The sequence below is a fragment of the Stenotrophomonas sp. BR163 genome (assembly GCF_047520985.2).
In the GTDB taxonomy this organism is placed as follows: domain Bacteria; phylum Pseudomonadota; class Gammaproteobacteria; order Xanthomonadales; family Xanthomonadaceae; genus Stenotrophomonas; species Stenotrophomonas sepilia.
Map to the genome: position 1 here is coordinate 25979 of NZ_JAXBRE020000034.1, position 9386 is coordinate 35364.

The 9386-nt window shown below is 68.1% G+C and carries 10 protein-coding genes; 4 read left to right on the top strand and 6 right to left on the bottom strand.

Annotated features, from left to right (window positions below):
- The first annotated feature begins 82 nt into the window (after positions 1-82).
- Both ubiH and ACM0PY_RS18980 read left to right on the top strand, forming a co-directional pair.
- Positions 83-1291 (top strand): 2-octaprenyl-6-methoxyphenyl hydroxylase, encoded by a 1209-nt coding sequence (gene ubiH / locus ACM0PY_RS18975; protein ID WP_180886116.1) that lies wholly within the window; start codon positions 83-85, stop codon positions 1289-1291.
- Positions 1288-2469, top strand: a complete 1182-nt coding sequence (locus tag ACM0PY_RS18980) for a UbiH/UbiF family hydroxylase (RefSeq protein ID WP_171956437.1) — start codon at positions 1288-1290, stop codon at positions 2467-2469. Before ubiH ends, ACM0PY_RS18980 begins: the two co-directional genes overlap by 4 nt.
- 176 nt (positions 2470-2645) lie before the next feature.
- On the opposite strand, the gene ACM0PY_RS18985 is transcribed toward ACM0PY_RS18980, so the two are convergent.
- The 6 genes from ACM0PY_RS18985 to ACM0PY_RS19010 all read right to left on the bottom strand — a co-directional run bounded on the left by ACM0PY_RS18985 (position 2646) and on the right by ACM0PY_RS19010 (position 8034).
- The gene (locus ACM0PY_RS18985) at positions 2646-3044 is read right to left on the bottom strand and encodes an EF-hand domain-containing protein (RefSeq protein WP_134970583.1); all 399 of its coding nucleotides are present in this window, start codon (positions 3042-3044) and stop codon (positions 2646-2648) included.
- Positions 3045-3108: 64 nt separating this feature from the next.
- The gene (gene rlmM / locus ACM0PY_RS18990) at positions 3109-4176 is read right to left on the bottom strand and encodes a 23S rRNA (cytidine(2498)-2'-O)-methyltransferase RlmM (protein WP_088496053.1); all 1068 of its coding nucleotides are present in this window, start codon (positions 4174-4176) and stop codon (positions 3109-3111) included.
- Complete coding sequence (locus tag ACM0PY_RS18995; RefSeq protein WP_005415358.1) at positions 4160-4720, bottom strand: nucleoside deaminase; 561 nt, start codon at positions 4718-4720, stop codon at positions 4160-4162. Before ACM0PY_RS18995 ends, rlmM begins: the two co-directional genes overlap by 17 nt.
- Before the next feature lie 97 nt (positions 4721-4817).
- Complete coding sequence (locus tag ACM0PY_RS19000; RefSeq protein ID WP_180886115.1) at positions 4818-5540, bottom strand: DUF6348 family protein; 723 nt, start codon at positions 5538-5540, stop codon at positions 4818-4820.
- 48 nt (positions 5541-5588) lie between these two features.
- Positions 5589-6242 carry a hypothetical protein gene (locus ACM0PY_RS19005; protein WP_180886113.1) on the bottom strand — a complete coding sequence of 218 codons (654 nt, stop codon included), beginning with the start codon at positions 6240-6242 and terminating at the stop codon, positions 5589-5591.
- Positions 6243-6285: 43 nt separating this feature from the next.
- Positions 6286-8034, bottom strand: coding sequence for a glutamine--tRNA ligase/YqeY domain fusion protein (locus ACM0PY_RS19010; RefSeq protein ID WP_180886112.1), 1749 nt, complete (start codon positions 8032-8034; stop codon positions 6286-6288).
- A 207-nt stretch (positions 8035-8241) separates the two neighbouring features.
- Here ACM0PY_RS19010 and ACM0PY_RS19015 point away from each other — a divergent pair, with 207 nt between their 5' ends.
- A complete protein-coding gene (locus tag ACM0PY_RS19015; RefSeq protein WP_005415362.1) occupies positions 8242-8505 on the top strand; it encodes a putative signal transducing protein in 264 nt (87 codons plus the stop codon).
- 30 nt (positions 8506-8535) lie between these two features.
- Positions 8536-9201 (top strand): peptide-methionine (S)-S-oxide reductase MsrA, encoded by a 666-nt coding sequence (gene msrA, locus ACM0PY_RS19020; protein WP_032953954.1) that lies wholly within the window; start codon positions 8536-8538, stop codon positions 9199-9201.
- The last annotated feature ends 185 nt before the right edge of the window (positions 9202-9386 follow it).

Here is a 9386-nt window from a genome sequence, read left to right on the forward strand (position 1 = left end):
TTCATTCTAGCCCGCCGCGCCGGTTGGCGCAGGTCGGGTGATGTTGGGTGTTCGGGCAGGGCGAGCGCGTATCATGAACACCATGAGTGAACGACATGACGTGCTGATCGTCGGTGGTGGCCTGGTCGGTGCCAGCCTGGCCATCGCCCTGGACCGCCTGGGCCTCGATGTGGGCCTGCTCGAGGCCAGCCCGGCCGGCGAGCTGCCGGCGGTGTTCGACCAGCGCAACCTCAGTTTTGCCGCTGCCACGGTCAATGCGCTGACCGCGCTGGGGGTCATGCAGAAGCTGGCGATGGCGCCGGGCCCGATCCGCCGCATCCACGTCAGCCGCGCCGGCGATTTCGGCCGGGTGCAGCTGGAGGCTTCCGACTACGACCGGCCGTGGTTCGGCCAGGTGGTGGTGGCGCGGGACTTCGGCCAGGCGCTGGAAGCGCGCCTGCAGGAGCTGCCGCGGCTGCGGCGCTACCGGCCGATGCGTTTCCTGGGCTTGAGCGAGGTGGTCGACGGCTACCGCCAGGTGCGGGTGGCCGACGAGACCGGCGAGCGCGTGCTGCTGGCCCGGCTGGTAGTAGGGGCCGATGGCACGACCAGTGGCGTGCGCGGCGCGCTCGGCATCGAGGTCGACCGCAATGATTTCCAGCAGACCCTGTTCGTCGCCCGCGTGCGCAGCCAGCGTGCGCCGGATGGCACGGCCTGGGAGCGCTTCACCGATACCGGCCCGACCGCCCTGCTGCCGCGCGGTGACCGCCACTTCGGCACCGTGCACGGTGTGGCGCGCGACCAGGCCGATGCGGTGATGGCGCTGGACGATGCGGTTTGGCTGCAACGCCTGCAGAACGCGATCGGCTGGCGCGCAGGCCGGCTGCTCGAATCCGGCCCGCGCAGTGCGTATCCGCTCATCCAGGTGCTGGCGCGCGCGCTGGCCGGAGAGCGCGCGGTGCTGCTCGGCAATGCCGCGCAGACCATCCATCCGCTGGGTGCACAGGGCTTCAACCTGGGCCTGCGCGATGCGCTGACCCTGGCCGAACTGCTGGAGGATGCGCATGAGGATGCCGGCAGCGATGCACTGCTGCAGGCCTATGTCGCGCGCCGCGAAGAGGACCGCCGGCAGACGGTGGCGTTCTCCGGCGGGCTGGCGCGCCTGACCAGCAACCCGGCGCCGCTGATGCGGCCGCTGCGCAGCCTCGGCCTGGTGGCCGCGCAGCGCGCCTCGGTGCAATCGATGCTGGTCGGTGGTGCGATGGGCTTCCGCGGCGAGGTACCGCGGCTGTGCCGTGGAGAAGCGGCATGAGCCGGCGCGCGCGTCTTGATGTGGCCATCGTCGGCGGTGGCGTGGTCGGTGCCGCCTGTGCGCTGGCGCTGGCTGATGCTGGCCTGTCGGTGGCGCTGGTGGAAGGTCGCGAACCGGCGCCGTGGCAGGCCGCACAGCCGGACCTGCGCGTGTTCGCCTTCGCTGCCGACAACGTACAGCTGCTGAACCGCCTGGGCGTGTGGCCGGCGATCGCGCAGGCCCGTGCATGGCCCTATCGGCGCATGCAGGTGTGGGACGCGGCCGGTGGCGAGGATCTGCTGTTCGACGCCGATCGCTTCGGCCGTCGCGAACTGGGCTACATCGTCGAGAACGGGCTGCTGCAGGACCGTCTGTGGTCGGCGCTGCCGGCGGCGGGTGTGCAGCTGCACTGCCCGGCACGAGTGGACGCGCTGGAGCAGGACGAGGACGGCGTGCGCCTGCGCCTGGATGACGGGCGCCGCCTGGAAGCGGCGTTGGCGGTGGCCGCCGACGGTGCCGAATCGACCCTGCGCCAGCTGGCCGGGATCGAGGTTGAAAAGCATGACTACCACCAGCGCGGCGTGGTGGCCTACGTGGACAGCGATCTTCCCAATCAGGCCACGGCCTGGCAGCGCTTTCTGCCAAGCGGGCCGCTGGCGTTGTTGCCGGTGGCCGAACGCCGCAGCTCGATCGTCTGGACCCTGCCCGAGGACGAGGCGGCGCGTGTTCTGGCGCTGGACGAGGACAGCTTCAACCGCGAACTGACCCGCGCCTTCGCGGCACGCCTGGGTGAGCTGCGGTTGGCCTCATCGCGTGCGGCATTCCCGCTGCGCCGCCAGCTGGCCCGTCACTACGTGGCCGGTCGTGTGCTGGCGTTGGGTGACGCGGCGCATGTGGTGCATCCGCTGGCCGGGCAGGGCGTGAACCTGGGGCTGCGTGATGTCGCCGCCCTGCAGCAGTGGCTGGCACCCTCGGCAGAGCGCCGCGGCCAACCGCGGCTGTCGCCGCAGCGCCTGCAGCGCTGGGCACGTGAACGGCGGAGCGACAACCACATCGCCGCCTACAGCTTCGATGCGATCAACCGCCTGTTCTCCAACGACGAAATGCACCTGACCCTGGCCCGGGGCCGTGCGCTGGGCTGCGTCGGCCGATGGCCGCCGCTGGTGCAGGCGTTCTGGAAGCGCGCCGCCGGCGTCTGAACGGAATACAGGCCGCACGACGCGACAGGCGTCGCTGGCGCGTTGCCAACCACGGGACGCCGCTTTGGCAGGTGCCAACCTTGGTTGGCACGCTTCCGGCATCAGTGAACAAAAAAGGGGACGGAGGGGATTAAGTCGTATGTGCACATACGACTTAATCCCCTCCGTCCCCTTTTTCAATCCACCAGCCAGCCGGCGAGGTCGGCACGGTCCAGCTTGCCGCGACGCTTCACGTCCAACGCATTGAACTCATCGGCCAGCGCCGGGTTGGCCTGTGCTTCCTCGCGGCTGATGAAACCGTCGCCATTCACGTCAAGGTCGCTGAAGCGGATGCGGTACTGGCCAACCACGCTGCTGGGTTCCAGCGAGCGCACGGTCACCTGTGCCTCGCCGGCCGACTGCGGAATATCGACGCTGCCGGTGACGCGGCCGGCATCCAGGGGCTGCTGACGGATGGCGCCGCCGGTCGGGCCCAGCGGCTGGCTCTGCGCAGGGGTGGACGGACCATGCTGGGCCATCGCCGGTACCGAAGCCAGCAGGGTGGCCACGAGCACGGCGGAACGGGGAAGGTTCATGACAGGCTCCTTGCCAGAGGGTACCGGGAGCGTACTCCCGGCAACCTGTGCCGCCGATGACGGATCAGCGCAGCGGCGAGGCCAGCACGGTGATCTCTTCACGATCGTGATAGAGCTGCTTGGCGCGCACCACCAGCGGCTTGCCTGCCTGGTCCTGGAACAGGTCCAGGCACAGCCGGGTCTCGTCCCAGCGCTTCTTCATCGGCAGCTTCAGATTGAAGATCGCATGCCTGCACCAGCCCTCGCGGAACCAGGTGGCCATGCGTTCGGCGACGCGGCGCGGCTGCTCGACCATGTCGCAGACCATCCAGTCCAACGGTTGTTCCGGATGCCAGTGGAAGCCATCGGCGCGCAGGTGCTCGACCAGGCCGGTGTCCAGCACGTGCTGGCGCAGCGGACCATTGTCGATGCTCAGCACGTGCATGTGCTGCCGGGTGAGCACCCAGGTCCAGCCACCTGGGGCGGCGCCAAGGTCGGCCGCGCGCATGCCGGGCTTGGCCAGCGTCTCGCGTTCTTCCGGCGTCAGCAGGGTCAGCAGCGCTTCGTCCAGCTTCAGCGCCGAACGCGAAGGCGCTTCGGGCAGCAGCTTCAGGCGCGGAATGCCCAGTGCCCACGGCGCGCTGTCGGCCGGGTCGGCCACGCAGACGAAGGCATGCGTACCGTCGACGAACACCACATGCAGGCGCGGCAGGCGGGTGTTCGGCTTGTCGCTGAGCTTGCCAGCCTTGCGCAGCGCCGGGCGCAGCGCGTTGCCGAAGGCACGCGCCAGCCCGGACAACGGCTTGCCAGCGTCGGAATCGGGATGCTCCACCCACAGGTCGCCGAAGCGCGGCGCATCGGCCAGCACCTCCAGCATCGGCGTGATGCGGTCGGCCGGATCCAGCTGTGGCAGCTCGGCCAGCACCACCAGCTTCTGCCGCGCGAAGATCAGTTCGCGCCAGCGCAGGCGCGGTGCCAGGGCCGCGGCCTCGTCGCACATGAAAAGCACGTAGCCGTCATTGCGCTGGGTGCGCGCATAACCGGCGAAACCGGCTTCGCCGGCACGGAACTGCAGCTCGCCGGCCAGCTCGGGCTCGAAACCCTGCCGGCACAGGCACAGCAGGCCGATGCCGGTTTCAGTAACGGGCGCCATCGCTTTCCCCATAGGCACGCAGCACGCTGCGCGCGGCGTCGCGGTTCAGGCCCTGCACCACTTCGATGCCACGCTTGTTGAGCTCGCCGACCCAGTCGGCCGGCAGCGGGCCTTCGTCAAACGGAGTCAGTTCTTCGACATCGGCTGCACTGGCACCGATCAGCAGGCGGTCGATGCCGGCCCACACGGTGGCGCCGTAGCACTGGCAGCACGGCTGCGAGCTGGTGGCCAGGGTGACCGGCGACAGCACCGCGTTCAGGCGCGGGGTCTGCAGGCGTTGCTGGGCCAGCATGTAGGCCATGTTCTCGGCATGCGCCAGCGAAGTGGCGTGCGGCATCACCCGGTTCACGCCGGCGGCGATCACCTTGTCATCCGGGCCGAACACCACGGCGCCGAACGGGCCGCCACTGGCGTGCTCGACGTTCAACCGCGACAGCTCGATCGCCAGCGCGACCTTGGCCTCATCGCCCGGATATCGACGATCCAGGTCGATCTGGTCGTGGATCCAGGCGGGAAGGGTCAGGTGGACTTGCGCGTACAGCATCGCGGGGGTGCCTCGTAGGGAATGGAAGAAGGTGCGGTTGCTTGGGAAACCGGCGCGCAGTGTAGCCGCACCGGCCTGTATCGGGTGTGGCGGTGGGTCAGCCGGGCGAGCCGGTGCGGATCACCACGTACTGCTTGCGGAACTCCAGCCCGGCCTGCGGCCAGCTGGCGGCATACGCGCGCAGCAATGGCAGGGCAGCGGCGAAGTCGTGGCCATTGACCCGGCAATCGGCCTCGCACAGGCCATCGGCATCGCGCGAGGCGAACAGGCGGATGGCCAGGAACGGGCGCGCTTTCAGCAGTTCGTCGAAGGCGTCCATGCTCCTGGTGAACAGGCAGCACGGACAGGACCCATGGTCGTCCTCGCTGCAGGTGCTGGCGTCCACCTCGTGCTCGCGGTAATGCGCCAGCGGACCCAGCACCACGGTGCGTTGGTGTTCCTGGCCGTCATCGCCGGCCGGATAGGTCAGGCCCATCATCGGCAGGCCCTGTGCGTCTTCGGCGCCGATCGCGGTCTGCAGGGTCACCAGGTCCACCCGTGCCCAGGCCTGGAAGCCGGCCAGCAGCGATGCCTGTTCATCGGTACCGTTGGCGTGCTGGTACTCGAACAGGCCGTCAGCGAACAGCAGCGGATGCTGGCTTTCGATGACGGTGGAGGTCTGCCAGCCGCCGTTGTCGCGCGCGTGTGCGGCCATCGCATGCGGGGTCAGGCGCAGTCCGCTGTCCAGCAGCAGCGCGTTGCCGTCGATGCGGCTGGCGACGCTGACGTCCTGCAGGGCCTGCTGCAGCAGTGGGAGGAGGGCGGTGGACGTCGTGGTCATGTCAGGCCTGTGGATGGATCGGGTGGAGCATCCAGGCCGGGCCTGGTGCTAGCGGTCGAGCGCGTCAAGTTCGGCGCGATAGCGCTGCGCGTCGGACTGCTGCTGCGGGTCGTTGCCGTGGTCGCGCAGCCAGCTTTCCAGCTCGCGGCGATAGTCCGCGCGGAAACCGGCATTGCCCGGGCTGAAGTGCAGCTTGCGCGCCGTCACCTCCACCCGCTCGCGCGCGCTGGCGCGGGCTTGCGCGATGCCGTGCGGCGATTCGTTGGTGAGGATGACGAAGTTGCGTGGGAAGCCCGGCGTGTACTTCACGACGAACGGCTGGTCCTGCGCGGGGATACGGATGGCGTTCTCCAGCGGCCACAGCGAGGCGGTGTTGGTATGGAACACCACCTCCACGTCGCGGCCCTCGGCGGTGCGCAACACCGCTTCGTAACGCCAGATGTACTGTTCGTTGAGCGTGGAATTGGTTTCCTCGGCCTTCACGATCACGGCTTCACCGCGCTCGCCCACCGCATTGAGGAAAGTGGCGTTGAGGAAGCTGCCGAGGAAGATGTTGAGCATCGCCAGCGGAAACACCACGATGGCGTAGACCGGCGAACGCCGCCACCACGAGACCAGCCCGGCCAACACCATTGCTGCAAAGAACGTCAGCAGCGGATGCTGCGAGATGAACCAGAGCAGGGCGGACAGGGCGGTGATCATCGTCGGGGGCGTGCGGGCGCCGTGTGGGCGCCCGCGCAGGTGCTCAGGCCGACCAGGTGTCGCGCAGGGTCACGCTGCGGTTGAACACCGGCTTGGCTTCGGTGTGATCGCGGCGGTCGGCGACGAAATAGCCGGTGCGCTCGAACTGGAACGACTGCTCCGGTGCGGCGCTGGCTGCGGCCGGCTCGACATAGCCGGTGACGGTACGGCGCGATTCCGGATTGAGGTAGTCGCGGTAGGTCTTGCCTTCCGATTCATCATCCGGGTTCGGCACCGAGAACAGGCGGTCGTACAGGCGGATCTCGGCCGGCACGCCGTGCACGGCGCTGACCCAGTGGATGGTGCCCTTGACCTTGCGGTTGGCGCCTTCCATGCCCGGACGCGATTCCGGATCGAGCCAGCCGCGCAGTTCGATGATGGTGCCGTCGGCATCCTTGATCACTTCGTCGCAGCGGATGATGCCGGCGCCACGCAGGCGCACTTCGCCGCCCGGCACCAGGCGCTTCCAGCCCTTCGGCGGCACTTCGGCGAAGTCCTCGCGATCGATCCACACTTCGCGGGCGAACGGAACTTCGCGGCTGCCGAAGCTCTCGTCCTTCGGGTGGTTGCTGAAGGTCAGCAGTTCTTCGTGGCCTTCCGGAAGGTTGGTCAGCACCAGCTTGACCGGATCGACCACCGCCATGCGGCGTGGTGCGGCGCTGTCGAGGTCCTCGCGCAGTGCGCCTTCCAGCACGCTGAAGTCGATCAGCGAATTCTGCTTGCTGATGCCCACGCGCTCGGCGAACAGTCGCATCGCGGCCGGGGTGTAGCCACGGCGGCGCAGGCCCTGCAGGGTCGGCATGCGCGGGTCTTCCCAGCCGTCCACCAGCTCTTCAGTGACCAGCGCCATCAGCTTGCGCTTGCTCATCACCGTGTAGTTAATGTTCAGGCGCGAGAACTCGATCTGGCGCGGCTTGGCCGCTTCGCGTGGCAGCCCGGCATCGACCAGCGGCTGGGTCAGCGCGTCGTCATGGGCGAAATCGACGTTGTCCACGCACCAGTCGTACAGCGGGCGGTGGTCTTCGAATTCCAGCGTGCACAGCGAGTGGGTGATGCCCTCGATCGAATCACCCAGCGCATGGGCGAAGTCGTACATCGGGTAGATTGGCCACGCGTTGCCGGTGTTCTGGTGCTCGACGTGCTTGATGCGGTACAGCGCAGGATCGCGCAGGTTGATGTTGCCGCTGGCCATGTCGATCTTCGCGCGCAGGGTGCGCGCGCCATCCGGGAATTCACCGGCGCGCATGCGGCGGAACAGGTCGAGGTTTTCCTCGACGCTGCGGTCGCGCCATGGCGACGGACGGCCCGGCTCGGTCAGGGTGCCACGGTAGGCACGCACTTCTTCGGCCGACAGGTCGCAGACATAGGCCTTGCCCTGTTCGATCAGCTTCTCGGCGGCCAGGTAGTAGGCCTGGAAGTAGTCCGAGGCGTGGCGCAGTTCGTTCCACTCAAAGCCCAGCCAGCGCACGTCGTCCTGGATCGCGGCCACGTATTCCGGATCTTCCTTGGCCGGGTTGGTGTCGTCGAAGCGCAGGTTGCAGACGCCGCTGAACTCGCCGGCGATGCCGAAGTTCAGGCAGATCGACTTGGCATGACCGATGTGCAGGTAGCCGTTCGGCTCCGGCGGGAAGCGGGTCTTGATCGCCTGGTGCTTTCCGCTGGCCAGGTCCTCGCGCACGATCTGGCGGATGAAATCGCGCTTCTCGTGGCTGTCGGCGGGGGTCTCGGGGCTGGCGGGGGTGTGCTCGGACATGAGTCGGCGAAAAGAAAGGCAGAAAGACCAACAGTCTAGCGCGTACCGGGCGGGGTTGCCCGGCGGGGTATGGGATGCCGGCCAGCGGCCGGCACTACCAGGCGTCTTCCGGTATTGCCGGCCGCTGGCCGGCAACTCTCGGATCCCGCCCTCTCCGCCATTCAGCCCCCAGGCGTATGCTGAACCCCTGTCCCGAGGAGCCGCCGCATGCACATCGTGTACAAGGCCGACAACCTGTTCGACGCCCATCTGGTCAAGCACGCCCTGGAAGACGCCGGTATCCCCGCGTTCGTGTTCGGAGAGCAGTTGCTGGGCGGGATGGGCGAGCTGCCGCTGTTTGGCGTGTTGCGGGTCGGCATCCCCGATGCGGCGCGGCCGCAGGCCGAGGACATCGTAGCGGCGCTGGACTTGGGCCAGGCCCCGTCCGACCCCATTTCCGATGCAGACGACATTGCCGGCCTTCCGGCGTAGGAGCGCATCATGTTGGGAATTGGCCAGGGCATCCTCGGCATCGGCGCCTTCAAGCAGCGCCTGCCGCGCCCGGAAGAGGCGCTACCGGGGCGTGACCAACCACTGCCGCTGCACAGCAACCAGCACTTCGTGAACAGCCATCCGCTGAAGGACCGTTTCGCCGGCCTGCAGCAGATCCGCTTTGCGCTGGGCTGTTTCTGGGGCGCCGAGCGCAAGTTCTGGACGGAGCCGGGCGTGTACAGCACGTCGGTCGGCTATGCAGGCGGCATCACGCCGAACCCGACCTATGAAGAGGTCTGCTCGGGCCTGACCGGCCACACCGAAGTGGTACAGGTGGTGTTCGACCCGGCGGTGGTGAGCCTGGAGCGGCTGCTGCAGCTGTTCTGGGAAAGCCACGATCCAACCCAAGGCATGCGTCAGGGCAACGACACCGGCACCCAGTACCGCTCGGCGATCCATGCCACCGACGAGGCCCAGTACAAGGCCGCGCTGGCCAGCCGCGAGGCCTACCAGGCGCAGCTGGCTGCGGCCGGCTACGGCCCGATCACCACCGAGATCGTGTACCCGGCACCGGCGTACTACTACGCCGAGGACTACCACCAGCAGTACCTGGCGAAGAATCCGAACGGCTACTGCGGCATCGGCGGCACCGGCGTGAGCTGCCCGATCGGGTTGGATGTGGAGGCGCCGCGCTGACGCGCGGTGGTCCGCCTGCGGCGGGCAACGTCAACATCAACATCAACATCAACATCAACATCAACAGCCAAAGCGGCTCTGGGTTGCTGATGGTTGGGCGGGACGGGGGCGGCTGGCAGGACCGTTGGCGCCATGGATGGCGCCATCGAGCCCCCATGGACGGGTTTACGGCGTGTCCTGCCAGC

Excerpts from the sequence above, each read along its gene's own strand:
- ubiH (WP_180886116.1), top strand. The coding sequence starts at position 83 with ATGAGTGAACGACATGACGTGCTGATCGTCGGTGGTGGCCTGGTCGGT.
- ACM0PY_RS18980 (WP_171956437.1), top strand. The coding sequence starts at position 1,288 with ATGAGCCGGCGCGCGCGTCTTGATGTGGCCATCGTCGGCGGTGGCGTG.
- ACM0PY_RS18985 (WP_134970583.1), bottom strand. The coding sequence starts at position 3,044 with ATGAACCTTCCCCGTTCCGCCGTGCTCGTGGCCACCCTGCTGGCTTCG.
- rlmM (WP_088496053.1), bottom strand. The coding sequence starts at position 4,176 with ATGGCGCCCGTTACTGAAACCGGCATCGGCCTGCTGTGCCTGTGCCGG.
- ACM0PY_RS18995 (WP_005415358.1), bottom strand. The coding sequence starts at position 4,720 with ATGCTGTACGCGCAAGTCCACCTGACCCTTCCCGCCTGGATCCACGAC.
- ACM0PY_RS19000 (WP_180886115.1), bottom strand. The coding sequence starts at position 5,540 with ATGACCACGACGTCCACCGCCCTCCTCCCACTGCTGCAGCAGGCCCTG.
- ACM0PY_RS19005 (WP_180886113.1), bottom strand. The coding sequence starts at position 6,242 with ATGATCACCGCCCTGTCCGCCCTGCTCTGGTTCATCTCGCAGCATCCG.
- ACM0PY_RS19010 (WP_180886112.1), bottom strand. The coding sequence starts at position 8,034 with ATGTCCGAGCACACCCCCGCCAGCCCCGAGACCCCCGCCGACAGCCAC.
- ACM0PY_RS19015 (WP_005415362.1), top strand. The coding sequence starts at position 8,242 with ATGCACATCGTGTACAAGGCCGACAACCTGTTCGACGCCCATCTGGTC.